Raw genomic sequence first — 19,656 nt, forward strand, 5'->3', positions numbered from 1 at the left:
AATTTAATTTTCTTTGCACGTTCTTTTTATGAAGACAGTAACCCGTAGCTCAGTTAGGGGAAGCCATTTTTAAGGAAAAATCCTCACTATATTTTGTTTACAGAAGAAAACAACATAATATATCTCCAAAGGAAAGAATATTAATATCAGTCATAGGCATAGAGATTAGGATTAGTTGAGGCAAAAGTACATCATTTTTATATAATTTCCAAATATATTGTAACTTTCAAGAAGGTGTCCAAAAAGTTTTATTTATGTGGGCGTTTACAGCACATACCCAGCTATCGCTGGCTTTCGTACATAACATACTTCAAAAATTATTGATAATCAGAGCAGTCAACTTTGCCAAAGGTCGTAGCACGACAAGCAAATAAAACGATGCAAAAACCGCCTGTCGTGCTACGACTCATTATTCGCTTATGAGTTCAAAGTCTAATTGCTTTTTCATTAGGTCGGTGTTTTTCACACGTATCATTACTTCATCGCCAAGCTGATAGGTTTTGCCAGTGGCTTGTCCTACTAAGGCATATTGTTGTTCGTCGAAAGTGTAATAATCGTCTTTGATGTCGCGAGCGCGTACCAAACCTTCGCATTTGTTCACGGTAATTTCTACATAAATACCCCATTCGGTTACACCCGAAATCACTCCTGCAAACTGCTGATTTTTATGGGCTTCCATATATTTCACCTGCATATATTTGATAGAATCACGCTCAGCCGATGCTGCTAAACTCTCCATTTGTGAAGAGTGTTTGCATTTGGTTTCATAGTCGGCTTCCGGTTGTGAGGGGGCATTATCTAAATAGAGTTGCAAAAGGCGGTGTACCATCACATCGGGATAACGGCGTATAGGCGAAGTGAAATGGGTATAATAGTCAAACGCTAAACCGTAGTGCCCTATGTTTTTGGTAGTATAAGTAGCTTTTGCCATCGAACGTATTGCCAAAGTATCGACTAAGTTTTGTTCTTTCTTGCCCTTTACTTCTTCTAAGAGATTATTAAGCGAATCGGTAGTGGTTTGGCGGTTGTTCAAGTTCAAGCTATAGCCAAATCTACTAATTACTGCATTGAACTGTTGCAATTTATCGGCATCGGGTTCATCGTGTACACGGTATACGAAAGTCTTTTTCATTTTGGCTACGTACTCGGCTACCTTTCTGTTAGCCAAGAGCATAAACTCTTCAATCAGTTTGTTGGCTTCTTTGCTTTCTTTGAAATATACCCCTGTAGGGTTGCCGTTCTCATCAAGGTCGAATTTCACTTCTACTTTATCAAAAGTAATAGCTCCCAAACGCATACGCTTGCTGCGCAGTTTTTCGGCTAAAGTATTGAGTGTGAGAATAGCCTCTACCACATTAGCAGGTACGGCACGCTCTTTATCGGTAATAGAAGTTTCGGCAGGAATGGTGTACCCCTCCCCTACTTTGGCTTGTTCTATTACTGATTGTGCTTCTTCATAAGCAAACCTAAATGACGAGTGTGTTACAGTGCGTCCTATCCAAATATCTACCACTTCAGCTTTTTTATTCATCTCAAACACTGCCGAAAAGGTGTATTTATCTTCATCGGGGCGGAGTGAACAAGCGAAGTTACAGAGTATTTCAGGTAACATTGGCACTACCCTATCTACCAAATATACTGAAGTAGCGCGGTTATAGGCTTCCTCGTCTAATATAGTACCTTCTTTCACGTAGTGTGATACATCGGCAATGTGTACGCCAATTTCGTAATTGCCATTTTCTAATACTTTGAATGACAGTGCATCATCGAAGTCTTTTGCATCGCGAGGGTCAATAGTGAAGTTAAGAGTTTGGCGCATATCACGACGGCGGGCGATTTCTTCATCAGTAATGGAAAGGTCTAACTTTTTAGCAAAGGCTTCTACCTCTTCTGGATAAGTGTAGGGCAGACCGTATTCGGCTAAGATAGAGTGCATTTCGGTAGTTTGTTCCCCTGGTTTGCCGAGTATCTGTTCCACTACCCCCATAGGCGAATCGCTTTTGTCTTTCCAATCTTCTATGCGCACAATCACACGGTCGCCATCTTGAGCACCATTGAGTTTGTCTTTCAGCACAAAGAAATCAGTATACATACGGGCATCGGTAGGGACTACAAAGGCGAAGTTTTTGTGCATTTGCACGGTACCTACAAAGCGCACTTTGTTGCGTTCCAACACTTTGCTGATTTCTCCTTCCATCTTATTGCGATTTCTAAAACGTGGAAATACATATACTTCCACCAAATCGCCGTGGAGGGCTTTGTTTAGAAAATTCTGTGCTACAAAAATGTCGTTGTCTAAACCATCAACTATTACATAGCCATTGCCGCGTGAACTCACATCCAGTGTACCTACATAGTAGTGTTGCATAGGGATAGCTTGGTACTTTCCACGATCTATTTCCACAATGCGTTTTTTCTCTTTCAGCTGTACGAGTTGCTTTACCAGCATATCACGACGCGGAGCATCGGTAATATGAAGTTTGGCAGCGATTTGCTTGTAGTTAAAACCCTCTTCGGGGTGTTCTTGCAATACCGAGAAAATTGCTTTGATAAGCTCGTGCTTGTTGCGTTTAGCCAGACTCTTATTTTTTTTAGGTTTCCCTGATTTGCCTTGTTTCTTGGGTTTGTTTGTTTTTTTCATAGTAATTTATTTTTTAAGTGTGAGCCACACAAACAGTGTGACTAACTGCAAAGGTAAGCATTTTTGAGTTATCAACAATCTCTAAATTATAAATTGAAAAAAAAAATTTTTTTAAAAAAGAAGGTTACTATTATGAGAGTGTGAATAGGGGGTAAAAAATTAGGCTTAAAAATTTGCTTTTTTCAGTTGATGTGATTTATGATTAGTTATCAACAATAAAAAATGATTTACGACTTTTAGAATGAATATTTTAGGTAAAACTGTTGATAACTGCCCCACAACTATTCAACTGCATTTTGTGGATAATTTTTTAAAAGGGCAATTGTGAATAACTGTTGTATCACTGTTGATAATTTTCTAAAAAATAAATTTGCATATTTTAGACTTGGGTTTGTATATACGGAAAAGCGAGAGAAACAAATTTATTTATTATTTTTTTGGTAATAGTTATGAACAGGTTTTTAGGTTTCAGGTGTTATTTATTTCTTCTGTCCTCACCCCAGAGTAGTTTGTATCTCAGTGTATTGATAAAACTATCGCCGTCTAATCGTATCATTTTCACTACAAAAGGTGCTTTGCGCACAATAATAGAGTGCTTTTTGTCTACCGATTTGATATGAGAATCTAACGATAGAAGGAATTTCTTTTCCCGTCCTGAGATAGTGAGTTTGATTTCAGTATCTTCGGGGATGATGAGCGGTCGCATATTGAGGTTGTGCGGTGCGATGGGGGTAATGACAAAGTTTTTGGCTGTAGGTAAAATCACAGGTCCACCGCAGCTCAGCGAGTAACCTGTAGAGCCTGTGGGGGTAGAAATAATAAGTCCGTCAGCCCAATACGATGATAGGAAATCGCCGCCCAGTTCTGTATCGATTGTAATCATCGATGCTGTATTTTTTCGTGTAACGGTAATTTCGTTGAGGGCGAAATTTATAGGGTCTACCGGCTCGCCACTATCGGCATAGACAGCTTCTATTACCGAGCGTTCCACTACTTCGTAAGTTTTATCACGCAATTGCACGAAAACGTTTTGCAGATCGTCTTTATGAGCATTTGCCAAAAAGCCCAAACGCCCTGAATTGATACCTAAAATAGGAATTTGCAAATCGCGGAGGTAAGTAATACCTTTCAGCAGAGTGCCATCACCTCCAATGGTGAGCATTACCTCGTACGAATTGTTGAGGTCGGCAAATGATTTGAAAGGTTTAGCTCTGAGGAATTGGTGAGAACGGATATTCAGTTCTTTAAGGATTTCACATTCAATAAACACCTCATCTTCGGGCAGGAGATGAGAGAAAAGTTCACGTAGTATAGCTTCATTTTCGGTAGAATATTGTCGGATATATATTGCTATTTTCATTGATTTGTCAATTTCTGATTTGTCTGTTTGTCAATTGGTATGGCAAAGGTACAAATTAATTAACAATTAACAATTAAGAATTGACAATTGGCAATTCACAAATAGTAAATTGTAGTTGTTAGCGATGATGTATTTATTTAGCACTTTAGTTATATTTGTAACAACCTCTCCCCTTTTTGCGGTTTTTGGCATACTTTTAGTACGTTAGCCTGCACAAGCATTGTGGCATTAGAAAATCTTTTGTACATTTGCACCTTTAAAAAATATAAATTTAATAGCACATTATTATGAAAAAAATTGTAGCAATAGCGGCTTTATTAGCCACCACCATCGCCTTTGGTCAGGCTCAGAAAAAGAATGGTTGGGAGCGTGCCAAACTCAATGGAAAAGTAAAAACATATACCCAAACAGGTATTCAAGTTACTGAAGAAGGACAAGAAATTCCTATGAATTCCGAACTCTTTGCTGAGTTTGACAAAAAAGGAACTCCCGTAAAAATGTTCTCTAAACAAAGTGGTATGACTATCAATTTTGTGGATGTATACGACAAAGAAGGACTTTTGTTAGAATCGGCTTCTCGTGATGATTCTAATACTCTCCTTTCCAAAAACGTATATGAATACGACGAGCGCGGTAACCTTACCAAACACGATGTTGAAACTCCTGATGGGACTATCTTTATGAGTCGTATCAATGCTTATAACGATAAAGACCAATTGATAGAGCGCACCGAATGTATGGCTGGATTGTGCGATGAGAAAATTACTTATACCTACCTTCCTAATGGAAAAGTAGCCGAAGAATCTAAATACAGCAAAAAAGAATTATCAAGTAAAACTGTATATACTTACGATGCTAAAGGTAATACCATTGAAAAACAAGTGTTTGACAAAGATAACAACCTAAAACAGCGCGTTACTTCAGTTTTTGATGAGAATAATAACGAAACAGAAGTAAAATACTTTGATAAAGACGGTAATGTTACCAAAACAGAATCTTACACACTTGTGTATGACAAGAAGAAAAACTGGATAAAGAAAACAATGTCGGTTGATGGTAAACCAACGATGATTTTACTTCAGAAGCTAAAATATTATTAATAGATAACAAAAAAGCTGCTCTAAAATGGAGCAGCTTTTTTTTGTTAGAGACTTCTGGAAAATCCTACTTTTCTAACTTCTATGAGATTCAAAATTCTCCCATTTTTATAAGATACTTGAAACTTTTCACTACTTTTGCATTCTGTACTAACGGACTATTATGTATAATCTCATTATTTATCTTATAAAAGCAATCCTCCCGCTGATTGCTCTCTTCAATAAAAAAATACGTCTCTTTGTAAGCGGACGTAAAATTGTATGGACAACCCTTAATGAAAAATTAGATAAAAATGCGCGTTATGTGTGGTTACATGCGGCTTCCCTTGGTGAGTTTGAACAAGGATTGCCAGTAGCCAAAGCTCTTAGAACGCAAGGTTACAAAATACTCATTACTTTCTTCTCACCCTCAGGTTATGAGGTGTGCAAAAACACCCCCGATGCCGATATAGTGGTCTATCTTCCTCTCGATACCCGCGTGAACGCTCGTAAGTTTGTACAACTAGTAAATCCTGCAATGGCTATCTTTGTGAAATACGAGTTTTGGGTGAACTACCTCAATGAACTTAAAAAAGCACAAGTGCCTACTTATTTGCTATCGGGTATTTTTAGAAAAGATCAAATCTTCTTTAAGCCTTATGGCGGAATGATGCGCAAAGCCTTACATTGTTTCACTCATTTCTTTGTACAGAATGACCTCTCTAAAGAACTGCTCGGCAGTTTAGGTTTTACCAATGTAACGGTGAGTGGCGACACTCGTTTTGATCGTGTAGCCGAAATAGCTGAGAGAGACAATCATCTCGATTTTATAGAGCAATTCAAAGGGGATGCTTTGTGTGTGGTATTTGGCAGCTCTTGGTCTGCCGATGAAGAGGTTTATTTGCAGTATCTCAACACCTGCAAAGCTAACGTAAAATTCATTATTGCCCCTCACAATATCCACCCCACTGAGATAGCTGTACTGAGAGACAACAAGCAGAAGTTAGACCTCAAAGTGGCTCTTTTCAGTGAGAAAGACACTCTTAACCTTCCAGATTACGAGGTACTCATTCTCGATACTATCGGTATGCTTACCAAGGTATACAGTTATGCCGATATAGCTTATGTAGGTGGAGGTATGGGAACTTCGGGATTGCATAATGTGTTAGAACCAGCTGTTTTTGGTATTCCAGTGATTATTGGTAAGAACTATGAAAAATTCAATGAAGCGAAAGAATTAGTCGCTTTAGGAGGTGTATTATCTGTTGATAGTAGAGAAGCATTTGCTGAGGTGATGAATAGCCTTGTAAATTCGGCTGAAAAACGCGAGATAGTAGGAAATATCAATCGTGAGTATATAACAGAAAAAAAAGGCGCTACAAACGCTTTTTTGAAGGGGATATAAAAAACTTTGCCAAAGTTCTATAGCACAAAAGGCTATAATAACTTTGGCAAAGTATAATTTATAATTTTATTGCTTGTGCATCTCGCACTACTCAGATTGTGCTTGAATTACAGCAAGTGTAGCCAAATTCACCATTTCATCAACAGTAGACCCAAGGGTAGCCACGTGGATAGGCTTAGTAAGACCTAAGATTACAGGACCTATGGTATCTAAGTGTTCTGTTTCCTTGAGGAGCTTATAACTGATATTTGCTGCTTCGAGGTTAGGGAAGATGAGCACATTAGCTGCTTTGCCGTTGTTGAGTTTTGAGAACGGATAGTTCTTGGCAATCTTATCGGGATTGAGGGCAAAATCGGCTTGGATTTCTCCATCTACTACTAAATCGGGGTGGTTTTTATGTAAATAAGCTACTGCCTCACGTACTTTGAGACTGCTTTCGGACACTGCCGATCCAAAGTTAGAATACGACAACATCGCTACCGAAGGCTCTAAACCAAAGAACTTCACTGCGCGTGCTGTAAGTAAAGCAATATTAGCTAATTCTTCGGCAGTAGGGTTGATATTGATAGTTGCATCCGATAGGAAAATAGGTCCTTGCTTGCTGAACATAATGCTGGCAGCAGCAATACGGCGCACTCCTTCTTCTTTCTTTATAATTTCTAATACAGGGCGAATAGCATTTGGATAAGCGTGTGAATAACCTGTAATCATCGCATCGGCTTGACCAGTTTCTACGAGCATCGTACCGAAATAGTTGCGTTCGCGCATTAGTCGTTCGGCTACTTCATAAGTGATACCACGGCGTTCGCGCAATTTCCAATAGTGTTTTACAAACTTCTCACGACGTGCTTTTTCGGCATCACTCTTAGGGTCGATTACATCTACCCGACCGTTAAATCCTATTTCGTATTTAAGGGCTTTGATGAGTTCTTTATTACCCAAAAGTACTGGAATACCAATGCCGTCTTCATAGATGCGTTGTGCTGCTTTAAGCACTTCTAATTGGTCGGCTTCAGCAAAAACAATGCGTTTAGGAGCGCGTTTGGCACGGTCTTGCAAGAGGCGTATTTCTTTGCTTCCTACGCCTATTCTATCCATTAGTTCACCTTTGTAGGCTTCCCAATCGGTGATAGGTTTCTGTGCCACACCCGATGCCATAGCTGCTTTGGCGATAGCAGGGGGTACTTCGTAAATCAAGCGAGGGTCAAACGGTTTAGGAATGATATAGTTGCGACCGAAAGTAAGGTTTTCGCCGCCATATACAAGACTCACTTTTTGAGGTACAGGTTTTTTAGCCAATTCGGCAATAGCGTGTACCGCAGCGAGTTTCATTTCTTCATTGATTTTGGTAGCGCGAACGTCTAAGGCTCCGCGGAAGATATAAGGGAAACCGAGTACGTTGTTCACTTGGTTAGGGAAGTCGGAACGACCCGTTGCCATAATGATATCTTTACGTGTTTTGATAGCCAAATCATAATCGATTTCGGGGGTAGGATTTGCCATTGCAAATACAATCGCATCCTTGTTCATAGAGAGCAACATCTCTGGGGTGAGTACATTACCTTTAGAAAGACCGATGAACACATCAGAGCCTTTTACCGCTTCTTCAAGGGTGTGGAGGTTGCGGTCGGTAGCAAATTCAGCTTTCTGCTCTGTTAGGTTAGGCGCATCTTTGCGAATAACCCCTTTGCTATCGCACATTACTATGTTCTTAGGGTCAGCACCGAGGGCTACGTATAAGCGAGTACAAGAGATAGCAGCAGCACCTGCACCATTTACTACTATTTGTGCTTTGGCGATGTCCTTGCCTACGATTTCTAACGCGTTGATAAGGGCAGCAGCCGAGATGATAGCCGTACCATGCTGGTCGTCGTGCATTACAGGGATATCCAATTCTTCTTTTAGGCGACGTTCAATTTCAAAAGCCTCAGGAGCTTTGATATCCTCGAGGTTAATACCCCCGAAAGTAGGTGAAATTGCTTTTACGGTTTCTATAAACTTATCTACATCGGTAGCATCTATTTCGATATCAAATACATCAATACCTGCGAAGATTTTGAATAACAAGCCTTTACCTTCCATTACGGGTTTAGAGGCATCGGCTCCTATATCGCCTAATCCAAGTACGGCAGTACCGTTAGAAATTACTGCTACGAGGTTGCTTTTGGCAGTATATTTATAGGCGTTGCTTTTATCTTCGGCAATTGCCAAACAAGGCTCGGCTACTCCAGGAGAATAAGCTAACGCAAGGTCGTGCTGTGTAGAGTGTTTTTTAGTAGGTACGATAGCAATTTTCCCAGGTTGTGGGAACTCGTGATAGTGTAATGCTTCTTCTTTTTTTCTTTGATCCATTTGATTTTAGGTAAGAGGTAAGAAGTAAGAGGTAACGAGATTGTTACCTAATTACTTGTTACCTGTTAATTGTTTATAAATGCAAAGTTATAAAATAATTATGAATTATGAAGTACGAATGACGAAAAATTAGGAATTACCTCATCGGCTGCGCAAAGTACTTGCTCCTCTCCTACCCCTATGACTCTCATTCCAGCAGCTTTAGCAGCTTGCACACCTGCGGGAGCATCTTCAAACACACAGCACTGGGCAGGAGGTAGTTGCAAAAGTTCGGCAGCTTTGAGGAATACTTCGGGGTTGGGTTTGGCTTGGGTTACCATAGTGCCATCAACAATAGCATCGAACAGCGGCAAAATGCCTGTGCGCTCTAATACCAAACGTGCGTTCTTACTGGCAGAACCCAAGGCGATTTTCTTGCCTTTGCTTTTGAGAGTTTGCAGAAAATCGGCTACACCTACAAGCAATTCGCTATTATCAATATGAGCGATGTATTGCAAATAGAGTTCGTTTTTGCGGAGAGCTAAGGATTGGAACTCATTTTCGGGCAGTGTTTTCGCTGCCCACTGAAGTATTTTGTGCAGGGAGACCTCACGACCTATGCCTTTGAGTTGTTCGTTATGTGCGGGAGTGAGCTCAAAGCCAAATTCTTGAGCAATAGTTTTCCACGCGAGGTAATGGTACTTGGCGGTATCTACCAGTACGCCATCTAAATCAAAAATATATCCTTCCATTGAAAAATGAATAGTGAAAAGTTAAAAGTGAATAGTGCAAAGAAAAACCGCTATAAGGGGGACTTATAACGGTTTTTGTTTATAATAATATAAATAGATTACTGAATAGGGAGAGGTTTATAACCATTTGTTTTTAAACCATCAAAAGCTCTACTAGTTAGAACATTTCTCCAAGCATTATAATAACTTTCAATGCTACTAGCAGGAACATAGAGTTTGCGATTAGTACCACCAAGTGTGCTGAAAGGATTATCAATAACAGGAGGAGTAGTTGCTTGACAAGTTACATTTTGTATAGCAGCTGTGTCAAAAGCTCCTCTTTCTATTCTTTGTAGAGAAGCAGGTAATACTACATTTCTTAATCCTGAAGCTCTAAATGCACCACCTTCTATTACTTTTACAACAGGCATTGTAACAGTAGTTAATTTAGAACAACCCATAAAAGCATCTTGGTCTATTACTTCTACATTAGTTAAATTAACACTTTCAAGATTATTTTGGTTTTTAAAGGCTTCTCTTGCTATTTTTTTAGCATTAGCAGGTAATACAACGTTAGAAGGCAATGTTACTCCTGGTTTTACAGTAGCTACACCATCAGCATCTACATTGAAAAAGTTATCAGCTACTAAGGCTTTTACATTAAAGTTGAGGTTCAATATTTGTCCGTCGCCATTGATAAGGTTTACGGTACCAGTACCTACATTTTTAGCAGTTACTCTAATACCAGTAACTTTTTCACCTAATTTTACCCCATTTTGAGCTTTAACATCTGTTGTAATGAACTGAGCAATAACAGCATTGCCACTTACGTTCATTTGCATTCTATCGAAGCGACCATTTTCGGGAGTAGTAGTGGTATATACTCCTTCTAAAGTGATGTTGTAAGCGCTATTTTGTACTAATTCAGTAGAACTAATGAGAGCTTTGAAAGGTACAATTACATAAGCCTCTACCTCTACAGTTTTGTTTAGTGTAAGGTCTTTAAAAGTAATTTTATCGGTTAAACCTTCACCTAAGCCTGTTACTATAAATTTGCCATTTACTTTACGTACGCTACCTAAGGTAGAGTTACCTATGGTTACATCGTAGTTACCAGAACCTCCTTTGAGGTGTCCTGTTACGTCAGTTTCTCCACCTTTTTTAAGGAAGATAGTGCTTTTATCTACTTTAAAGCCGCCATTTTCTTCCACATCTTCTTGTATAACATTGATAGTAATAGTACCTCTATCACCAGAACGGTTAGTAAGTTCTACAGAAGTAATACCTACAGACTTTCCAGTAATTTTGAGGTCTACAGAGTTATTTAATTGATTTACAATAGCTATGCTAACATTCTTAGCTTGAGGTTTAACTAAATCGCTAGAAGTATAGACCCTTACAGTGTCATCGCCGTTTACTGTTAAGGTTACATTTTCTCTTGTAATTTTCAATCCTGAGTCGTCATCTCCACTGTCTTTTTTGCAACCAGTGAGTGTTGTTACAGCTAAAGTTGCTGCCATTAATGTTAAAAATGTAGTTTTCATTGCTAAATTTTTTGTATTACAATAGTTTCATTTCAATTTCGGGACAAAAGTACAATTTTTTTTTGAAAAATACAAATCATTGAAAGATAAAGCACTATGTTTTTTTGTGATGAATGTAACAAATTATCTTAAGTGATTAATAATCAGTTATTAGTAGGTATATAATAAAATAAGAGATAAGGGATAGGAGTTGTTATAACTCTTATCTCTTATCTCTTTATCTATTATCTGATAAAAAGCTATACTTCTTCTTGATCTTTCAAGTGTTGAATGTATTGTGCTTTTTGGATTTCGGCTCTTCTGCGTACAGATGGTTTAGTGAAATGTTGTCTCTCACGTAGTTCACGTACTACACCAGTGCGGTCGAATTTGCGTTTGTAACGTTTTAAAGCTTTATCAATGCTTTCTCCGTCTTTTAAAGGAATTATTAACATAAGTGATTACACCTCCTTTCAATTTTCAGGGCGCAAAAGTACAAACTAATTTTCTAATTTGCAAATTTGTCAGTTAGAAAAATTGGAAATTTTGAAACAGATATCTCTATATCATCACTTTCAAAAAAGCGGTATTCACGTGGGATATTTTTGAAAACTTCCTGTAGCTGAGGTGAATAGGTTAGGGCAGATCCAAAGGATAGGGCAATACCGTGAGTGATGCATTCTTGAGCAATTTTTAGATTTTTGCGAAAACCGTGGAGTATCCAAAGTTGTTTGCTTTTGGTGATTTTTCGCAGGTGAATGATTTCAGAATAGGCTTTTACACAATGGATGATGAGTGGAAGTTCTAAAGTTTCGGCTAAGTGAATGTGTTTTAAAAATATTTCTTGTTGCAGGGGTAGGGGAGTGGCGATGTTTTTATCGAGTCCGCATTCGCCAATAGCCCAGCAGTTGTGATGTTTTGCCAATGGTACTAAGGTTTCCCATTGCAGTTCCCAATTCTCTATATACCAAGGATGTATCCCTACTGAGAAGGGTTCAGTAGTATCGGCAGTGAGGGGGTATTGGTTGCGAATGACCAAAGTATCGACGGTAGAGTGCTGAGTATGAGAATGAATGTCTAAGTACATTTTTAGGTGTCAGGGGTCAGGGTGCGAGCCACACGGACAAGGATTAGGTGCAAGCCGCACGGGCAACGATTAGGGGTTAGGGTTTGGAGGGGGTAGCAAAGAGTTGTGTCCAGTAGGTACCACTGCGTGCTACGCCTACTTCGGTTACATCGGGGTTCATAATATTGGCACAATGTCCTGGGCTTTTGAGCCAACTTTTCATCACTTCTTCTTCATTTTGTTGTCCCATAGCTACATTTTCAGCCCAAGTACTCCACTTGTAGCCTGCTTTTGAGAGGCGATCGCCAGGGTCTTTAGCATCTTTGCCATAGTGGGTCATTGTATTGCGACGGCGCATATCGTCACTATGGGCTTTGGCTACTTTTTCGAGGGTTGCGTTCCACTTGAGGGGTGGTGCAGCTTTGTAGTAGGTATTACCACAGTTACAACCTTTTTGGCGTTGCTGATTGATGAGGGTGAGCATTTTGTTAGTTCTTAAGCTCACGTTATCACTATCTTGAGATTTGCTACATTGTAGCGATAGGATTGCTAAGAGTAAAAGGAGTTTTTTCATTGATTAAGAGATAAATATAGAGTACTTTTGAGGCAAAAGTAGTGAAATTTTAGTTGTTAAACAGTTAAAAATATTCTTTAACTCAAAATACTTCACGTTCTGAGAAATGGAAATGGCTTTCGATAGCAGCGTTTTCATCACTATCCGAGCCGTGAACAGCGTTTTCGGTTAGTGAAGTCGCATATTTCTTACGCAAAGTACCCTCGGCAGCATTTTCGGGGTTGGTACTTCCTAAGAGTTCACGGAAACTGGCTACAGCATTGTCTTTCTCAAGGATAGCTGCTACTATAGCTCCACGGGTCATAAAGTTGAGCAGACTCTCAAAAAAAGGTTTGCCTTTGTGTACAGCATAGAATTGTTCGGCATCACGGCGGGTGAGCTGGGTGAATTTCATTGCTTTGATGGTAAAACCAGCAGCGATGATGTCGGTAAGGATAGCCCCTATATAGCCTTTTTCAACGGCATCGGGCTTAATCATTGTAAGGGTTCTGTTTGTAGTCATTGTATGTTGTTTTATTATTTTTAGCCACAAAGATACAAGTTTTTTTCAAAAAAACTTGCAGTGTAATAAAAAAGTTGTACTTTTGCACCGGCAAGTCCTACACGACCAGCTCCTGAAAAATCCTCCAGGGTGGGAACACAGCAAAGGTATTCGGTTGTAGCGGTGCGATGTAGATCGCTTGCCACTTTTTTTGTAATTTGTCGATTTGACAATTTGCTAATTTTGATATTTGCAAATTAACTCGTACGCTTGTTGTACTTGTTTAAATTTTTCTTCGGCGCCTTTTTTGATGGCAGCATCTTCAGTAATCACTCTATCGGGGTGATATTTTTTTGCCATATTTCTATAGGCTTGTTTTACTTCCTCAGCAGTGGCATTGGGCTGTAATCCTAAGATAGCGTAGGCTTTTGCTAAGGCATTGGGCGTGGTGTTATGAGGGTTGTTATTATTGTTTTGGCTACTGCCAAACATTGCCTTGATACTCTCAAAATCGCTGTTTTCTATAGCAAAATGATAAGCAATTTCTCGTATTTGTCGTACCTCTTCCTCACTCATCACCCCATCCGATTCGGCAATACCAAACAAGAAATACAAGATTTGCAAACGGGTTTCGTAAGTAGTGCGCACCCGCACATAGATAGCAATGCGGCTGGCATCTAATTCCCTGCCTTTTATGAGCTCATTGAAACTGCGAAATACCTCATTAGCGCGCTCTTTGCCATATAGGCGTACGAATTGCGCACGCACAAAGTCGAGTTCTGCTTGCGTAACAGTTCCGTTGGCTTTGATAACGAGAGAGCAGAGAGAGAGGAGGTTGAGTTCAAAAGTTGCGGGAGAGATGTGTGAACGGAAAGGATTGCCAAACCCTTTAGTTGCATTAGGCTGCTGGGCAAAGCGTTTGAAAAATAAAAAGAATAGAATAGCTATAAGGAAAGTAAAGAATTTCATTTGTTTGTATTACAAAGGTTTTTGCTTGTTACTTCTGAAGTAAATAATTCTGATAAGATTTTCTTCTTCTGATACTTGATAAAATATAGCAAATTTTCCATTTAGGAAATTGCGTTTATACAAATCCAAATGTTCTATATATTGAGCTAAAAAGTATGGAGAAATACTGATTTCTTGTTCTAATTTACAGAGTTCTTCGTCTATTTTATCAGAATAAGTGTGAGATTTATTTCGGTTATCCCAATAATTGAGATTTTCAAGATAACTCAATTCAGCTTGTGTAGACCATTTTATTTTCATACTTCCTTTCTCTTGCTTTTCTGTGAACGTCAGCACTATCTACAAGCATTCCCATTTCAGCTTGTTGTTTTGAAATTTCAATAAGGTGTAAATCTTCTTCTGATAGATCATCAGAAAAATCATAATACACATCAGAATGATTGATAATTTCAAAGTTTAAATTTAGCAAGGCAGCTTTAGCATTCTCTAATGAAATTCCTTTAGGAGGTTTTATGATAAGTATATTTTCCATATTATTAAGTGTTATTTTTTGCAAAGGTAGTATTATTTTTTCAAATCACAAGATTTGAATGATGGAGTTTAGCCCCTTAACTTCTATGTAATAAAGAGTAACGGCGAATTGTTCATAACTTTGTTGATAAGTATTTTAATTTTATTGATAACCTATTGCTTTATTCCGTACCTTTGCCCCAGTAACTAAGAAAAAATCACTTCCCCTTTTTTAGGGACTTACAAAAAGCAATATTATACAATGTACTATATATGAGAGGTTTAGATAAACCTCTCAGCACCCTTTTTTACTTGAACGAAATAATAATAAATAAAAAATTATGAGTAAATTTACCAAACTTACTGCTGAGCAGTTACAGACAAAATGTAAATTTATCGAGAACTACTTGAGTTCTCATAACGCCGCTACGGGGTCTCTCTTTGATGCCAATGCCAATGTAGCCCATAAGAACATCGCTACAATGGAAGCCGAGCTGAACAAGGATATCAATATCCAAGTGAACCGCTCGCTGGTATCGCGCAAAATTGAGCAACTCTTTGGTAAAGAATTAGCAGATGAGTATATTCGTCAGATTGAAGAACACGAAATCTATGTGCACGATGAAACGAGTCTTAAACCCTATTGTGTGAGCGTATCAATGTATCCTTTGCTCTTGGACGGGCTCGTAAAACTCGGCGGTGAAAGCAAAGCCCCACAACATTTGGCAAGCTATTGCGGGTCGTTCGTAAACTTCCTCTTCTCAGTATCTTCACAGTTTGCAGGAGCAGTAGCCACAGTAGAGTTCCTAATGTACTTCGACCATTTTGCGCGTAAAGACTATGGCGACGATTACCTCAACACCCACCGTGAGGTCATAGAAAACGAACTCCAACACGTGGTATATGCTATCAATCAGCCAGCAGCAGCACGTGGTTATCAGTCGGTATTTTGGAACATATCGCTGTATGACCGTCCGTATTTCGACTCGATGTTTGGCACTTTTGTTTACCCCGACGGTAACAAGCCTTCTTATGAGTCTTTAGACAAACTTCAACAGTTCTTTATGCATTGGTTTAACATCGAGCGCACCAAAGCGATACTCACTTTCCCTGTGGTTACTGCTGCGATGCTCACTAAGGACAAACACGTGTACGACGAGTATTTTGCGCGCTTCTGTGCTAAAGAACTCAGTGAGGGCAATGCCTTCTTTATATACCAATCGGATAATGCCGACTCCTTGGCAAGTTGCTGTCGTTTGCGCAATGAAATTTCCGATAATACTTTTAGTTATTCACTCGGGGCAGGAGGAGTTTCTACCGGTAGTATCAATGTGATTACTATTAATATGAATCGCCTTTACCAAAAGCATTTATCGCTGGAGCGCACTTTGGATAATATCCACAAATACCAAGTGGCTTACCGCGCTATTGTTCAGGATTACAAAGATGCGGGTATGCTACCGGTGTACGATGCGGGCTTCATCTCGCTCGATAAACAATTCCTCACTATTGGTATCAACGGAATGGTCGAAGCTGCCGAGTATTTAGGCATTCGCATTTCCGACAACCCCGATTATAAGGCGTTCATCAACAAAAACCTCAAACTAATTTACGACAAGAACAAGGAAGCCAAAGCTAAATACGGCTTTATGTTCAATACCGAGTTTGTACCTGCAGAGAACTTAGGCGTGAAGAATGCGGCTTGGGACAAAGCCGATGGCTTGCAAGTGCCACGTGATTGCTACAATTCATATTTTTATATTGTGGAAGACGACTCTCAAAACCTTATCGATAAGTTCTATTTGCACGGCAATGAGTATATACAGTACTTAGACGGCGGTTCGGCTTACCACTGCAACCTCGAAGAATACCCTACTGCTGAAGGTTTCTACAAACTACTGAATGTAGCCGCTAAAACAGGGTGTAACTACTTCTGCTTCAATATATGTGTAACTGTGTGCAACGATTGTGGCTATATCGATAAACACACGCACGACCACTGCACCCATTGTGGTTCTGAAAATATCGACCACGCTACTCGTGTGATAGGCTACCTCAAACGCATTACTAATTTCTCTAAAGACCGACAAAAAGAAGCTAAAATACGTTACTATGGGCACGCTACGGTATAGCAGTTACGATATTGTCCTCCAAGAAGTACCTAATGAGATATCCCTGTGTTTTACCATCACAGGGTGTCCGTTGGCGTGTGAGGGTTGCCATTCCGAATATATTTGGGACGGCAGTAAAGGCTGTGCGCTCACCAATGAAGGTTTAGAACAACTGCTCAGCAAGTATGAAGATATGATAAGCTGTGTGCTGTTTATGGGAGGCGAGTGGCAGGTAGAGACCCTGCTCTCGCTTATCTTCCAAGTGAAGTGCAAACGGCTGAAAACAGCACTCTACACAGGGCTCAACCTCAAGCAAGTACAGCGCAAATACCCTGAGCTGTTAGGGTGTTTAGACTACATCAAAACCGGCAAGTGGTTACCTAAACTTGGTGGCTTAGATAGCCCCACCACCAATCAAGAGTTTTTGAACCTACAAACGGGAGAGGTGATGAATAAGCTGTTTCATAAAAAAGGTAAAAGGTAAGATTTTCTCAATGTCGGTTATCACATTGTATAGGGAGGTCTGAATAGTTATCACTGAGGAAGACAGGGGCTTCACATCCAAAGGATTCTCCATATAAACCAAAAATACAAGCAGGTTTCCCTTTAAGTAAGTGCCCTATATAGGTAGGAGGTATTATATCGCTTTTTTCAGCAGGAGTAATAGAGGTAGATTCACCTGATTTAAAGAATTGACGCTTGATAATCTTTTTAGTGTTGTTATCTATCACTACGAAAAAGCGTGCAACGGGGTCGTAATAACTATCATCTTCAGTAAAATCTTGTATATAACAAGTAGTTTGTTTGTAATGGTATTTGTACGCTTTTCCTAATCTGTATTTAGGATTTACAATTTTGTAGGTAGCAGGGAAAGCAGATGTTTTTATTTCCTTCCAAGTAACTACTTGCATTTGGTTCTCTACAAATGGATTTTCTTTGCCTACATAAGCGAATGCAAACCCATTTTCGGCTTCTTCCCTAGAGAGTTTATCTTTAGCATAATACACTTCAAACCCTATTTCATAATTGTAAGAGGAAATGTCTTTTTCATCGGCATAAATATTGAGATTAGCAGCGACTCTTAAAGTAGATAAAGGAAATTTTTTCAACCTATTCTTATCGATGTTATATAGATAGAGTGTATCAGTTTCGGAGAATTTCATACGTTTGAAAAAGCGAGTTCTATAGTTGCCTGTTAAGGGAAAATACTTCATAAATTCCTTTCCTAATTTCTTTTGGTTCTTGATATAATGTGGGGGCACATCTAAGGTGTCGTTTTGGTATATATCAGAAAAAGAAACGTGGATCGCTTTTTCATTCTGAGCAAGTCCTGCGATATACAAATTGATACTATCGGTAACAGAAGCAGTGGGTATGTTTTCAAATTCAATGCTTGTAGTATCAATAGGAGTATCAGTGTTTTCTGGGTCTTGACTATATTGGATAATTTGAGATTCTGGGCTATATTCTTTTATACTATCAGACACATAAATTTCGTCTGTAGTAGAGGTTGATTTATTTTTACAGCCATCGCAACTACTAACAGTAGCTAATAGTAAAAGAGAAAGGGGAATGTATTTCATATATTGGAGAGGTTGAAAATGCAAAAATAGTAAAAAATGCGTGATTTATGGTAAATCACGCATTTTTTGTTTTTTAATTAGTCATTTTCAATGAGATATAATTTGCTAATTGACAAATTATTCGTATCTTTGCGCATAATAATTTAAAATTCAGTTTTATGAAAAAAAGATTCAGTTTTTCAGTAATGCTATTTTCATTAGCATTTGCTACTTTCGTCTCTTGTAAAAAGAATGACGATAATCCGCAACAACCACCTTTACAAGTCCCTAAGATGGAAGTAACAGCCCCTAAAGGTGATTTTGTGAATGGTACTACTTCTAAAACTATTACAATCACTAATACAGGAGGAACTGATGTTACTATTACATCAGTGGAACTCACAGGTACCAATGCTGATGAGTTTACAACCACAGCTTCACCCACTACTATAGGAGTAGGTAAAAAATACGAATTTACCGTTACCCTTTCTCCTAAAACTAATGGAAATAAAACAGCTAACTTAGTGATTAAAAGCAATGCAGGAACTATTACCATTCCGCTAAAAGGGACTGCAACCATAACACCTAAAGTAACTTTTGTTACTAACAAGGCTGAAGGTGATTCTTTTATATTAAGCGTTGGTGTTGAGGAAAAAGATGTTCCTGAGGTGTGGATAGACCTTAACAACAACGGCATAAAAGATGCTGATGAAGTTATAGGAAGTATTTACCAAGATATGATGAAAAGAGGTTCTCTATTTGTAAAGATAGGAAACTCTAAAACTCTCACTATTTATGGTAAACTTACAAAAATAGAATTTGATGGAGAGAGAGAAGGAGTTACCAGTATTGATATTTCTCAAAATGAGCATATCAAAACATTTACTTGTGGAGGAACAGCTCTAAAAGGTGTTACTCTTAATACTGCAATAACTGAACTTATCTGCAACAAAACAACACTCACTTCTTTAGATATTTCTAAACTTACCGAACTCAAAGGTTTATATCTAAATGAAAACAATTCTCTAACGAGTTTAGACCTTTCAAAAAACACAAAACTTACATACTTGCAATTGAATGGAGCTAACTCCTTACAATGTATAAAAGTAAGCGCTGAACAATTAGCTAATCTTCCTGCAGGATGGAGAAAACAAGGAACCAGAGCAGAGTTTAAAACAGAATGTAACTAACAAAATCTAGCTTTAAATATTTGTTGGATTTATAATTCTAAAGAGGTTGTCTAAACTTTAGGCAACCTCTTTTTTTTAGTGATAGCTAACAAGTAATAGGTCAGGTAAATAATTGATAATTGATAA

18 protein-coding genes and 1 other RNA gene are annotated in these 19,656 nt (G+C 38.7%); 6 read left to right on the top strand and 13 right to left on the bottom strand.

Annotation, left to right across the window (positions count from 1 at the left end; genetic code table 11):
- Positions 1-409: 409 nt before the first annotated feature.
- Both rnr and DR017_RS09565 read right to left on the bottom strand, forming a co-directional pair.
- Positions 410-2,641 carry a ribonuclease R gene (rnr, locus tag DR017_RS09560; RefSeq protein WP_002679663.1) on the bottom strand — a complete coding sequence of 744 codons (2,232 nt, stop codon included), beginning with the start codon at positions 2,639-2,641 and terminating at the stop codon, positions 410-412.
- A gap of 475 nt (positions 2,642-3,116) precedes the next feature.
- On the bottom strand, positions 3,117-4,001 hold the full coding sequence (locus tag DR017_RS09565) for an NAD kinase (RefSeq protein ID WP_002679564.1): 885 nt from the start codon (positions 3,999-4,001) through the stop codon (positions 3,117-3,119).
- Between the two features lie 287 nt (positions 4,002-4,288).
- Between DR017_RS09565 and DR017_RS09570 the strand changes: the two genes are divergently transcribed.
- Positions 4,289-5,101, top strand: coding sequence for an RHS repeat protein (locus DR017_RS09570; protein ID WP_002679684.1), 813 nt, complete (start codon positions 4,289-4,291; stop codon positions 5,099-5,101).
- Between the two features lie 160 nt (positions 5,102-5,261).
- Complete coding sequence (locus tag DR017_RS09575; protein ID WP_002679646.1) at positions 5,262-6,482, top strand: 3-deoxy-D-manno-octulosonic acid transferase; 1,221 nt, start codon at positions 5,262-5,264, stop codon at positions 6,480-6,482.
- A gap of 87 nt (positions 6,483-6,569) precedes the next feature.
- On the opposite strand, the gene DR017_RS09580 is transcribed toward DR017_RS09575, so the two are convergent.
- The 7 genes from DR017_RS09580 to DR017_RS09610 form a co-directional block, all read right to left on the bottom strand.
- The gene (locus tag DR017_RS09580; RefSeq protein WP_002679731.1) at positions 6,570-8,834 is read right to left on the bottom strand and encodes an NADP-dependent malic enzyme; all 2,265 of its coding nucleotides are present in this window, start codon (positions 8,832-8,834) and stop codon (positions 6,570-6,572) included.
- Between the two features lie 98 nt (positions 8,835-8,932).
- Positions 8,933-9,565, bottom strand: a complete 633-nt coding sequence (pgmB, locus tag DR017_RS09585) for a beta-phosphoglucomutase (protein WP_002679789.1) — start codon at positions 9,563-9,565, stop codon at positions 8,933-8,935.
- 98 nt (positions 9,566-9,663) lie between these two features.
- A complete protein-coding gene (locus DR017_RS09590) occupies positions 9,664-11,088 on the bottom strand; it encodes a leucine-rich repeat domain-containing protein (RefSeq protein WP_002679672.1) in 1,425 nt (474 codons plus the stop codon).
- Between the two features lie 239 nt (positions 11,089-11,327).
- Positions 11,328-11,522, bottom strand: coding sequence for a 30S ribosomal protein S21 (rpsU, locus tag DR017_RS09595; RefSeq protein WP_002674401.1), 195 nt, complete (start codon positions 11,520-11,522; stop codon positions 11,328-11,330).
- A 53-nt stretch (positions 11,523-11,575) separates the two neighbouring features.
- Entirely contained in the window at positions 11,576-12,154 is a 579-nt protein-coding gene (locus DR017_RS09600; RefSeq protein ID WP_002679802.1) for a TatD family hydrolase, read from the bottom strand.
- Between the two features lie 76 nt (positions 12,155-12,230).
- Positions 12,231-12,707: a CAP domain-containing protein gene (locus tag DR017_RS09605; protein ID WP_002679645.1), complete on the bottom strand. Its 477-nt coding sequence runs from the start codon at positions 12,705-12,707 to the stop codon at positions 12,231-12,233.
- 82 nt (positions 12,708-12,789) lie between these two features.
- Complete coding sequence (locus tag DR017_RS09610) at positions 12,790-13,209, bottom strand: nucleoside-diphosphate kinase (RefSeq protein ID WP_002679551.1); 420 nt, start codon at positions 13,207-13,209, stop codon at positions 12,790-12,792.
- 88 nt (positions 13,210-13,297) lie between these two features.
- Between DR017_RS09610 and ffs the strand changes: the two genes are divergently transcribed.
- Positions 13,298-13,395, top strand: an RNA gene (ffs, locus tag DR017_RS09615) — signal recognition particle sRNA small type.
- 30 nt (positions 13,396-13,425) lie between these two features.
- Here the strand turns inward: ffs and DR017_RS09620 are convergent.
- The 3 genes from DR017_RS09620 to DR017_RS09630 are packed head-to-tail and all read right to left on the bottom strand — an operon-like array spanning position 13,426 to position 14,689.
- The gene (locus DR017_RS09620; protein ID WP_002679799.1) at positions 13,426-14,157 is read right to left on the bottom strand and encodes a tellurite resistance TerB family protein; all 732 of its coding nucleotides are present in this window, start codon (positions 14,155-14,157) and stop codon (positions 13,426-13,428) included.
- A gap of 9 nt (positions 14,158-14,166) precedes the next feature.
- Positions 14,167-14,457 (bottom strand): hypothetical protein, encoded by a 291-nt coding sequence (locus DR017_RS09625; RefSeq protein WP_002679754.1) that lies wholly within the window; start codon positions 14,455-14,457, stop codon positions 14,167-14,169.
- Positions 14,429-14,689, bottom strand: coding sequence for a hypothetical protein (locus DR017_RS09630; RefSeq protein ID WP_002679704.1), 261 nt, complete (start codon positions 14,687-14,689; stop codon positions 14,429-14,431). The genes DR017_RS09625 and DR017_RS09630 overlap by 29 nt, the downstream gene beginning before the upstream one ends.
- 319 nt (positions 14,690-15,008) lie before the next feature.
- On the opposite strand from DR017_RS09630, the gene nrdD reads away from it, so the two are divergent.
- Positions 15,009-16,799 carry an anaerobic ribonucleoside-triphosphate reductase gene (gene nrdD, locus DR017_RS09635; RefSeq protein ID WP_002679622.1) on the top strand — a complete coding sequence of 597 codons (1,791 nt, stop codon included), beginning with the start codon at positions 15,009-15,011 and terminating at the stop codon, positions 16,797-16,799.
- Complete coding sequence (gene nrdG, locus DR017_RS09640) at positions 16,780-17,262, top strand: anaerobic ribonucleoside-triphosphate reductase activating protein (protein WP_002679780.1); 483 nt, start codon at positions 16,780-16,782, stop codon at positions 17,260-17,262. Before nrdD ends, nrdG begins: the two co-directional genes overlap by 20 nt.
- A gap of 7 nt (positions 17,263-17,269) precedes the next feature.
- On the opposite strand, the gene DR017_RS09645 is transcribed toward nrdG, so the two are convergent.
- Positions 17,270-18,361: a hypothetical protein gene (locus DR017_RS09645; protein ID WP_002679776.1), complete on the bottom strand. Its 1,092-nt coding sequence runs from the start codon at positions 18,359-18,361 to the stop codon at positions 17,270-17,272.
- Positions 18,362-18,519: 158 nt separating this feature from the next.
- Here DR017_RS09645 and DR017_RS09650 point away from each other — a divergent pair, with 158 nt between their 5' ends.
- Positions 18,520-19,530: a choice-of-anchor D domain-containing protein gene (locus DR017_RS09650; protein WP_002679702.1), complete on the top strand. Its 1,011-nt coding sequence runs from the start codon at positions 18,520-18,522 to the stop codon at positions 19,528-19,530.
- The last annotated feature ends 126 nt before the right edge of the window (positions 19,531-19,656 follow it).

Source organism: Capnocytophaga sputigena, assembly GCF_900446695.1.
GTDB lineage: Bacteria > Bacteroidota > Bacteroidia > Flavobacteriales > Flavobacteriaceae > Capnocytophaga > Capnocytophaga sputigena.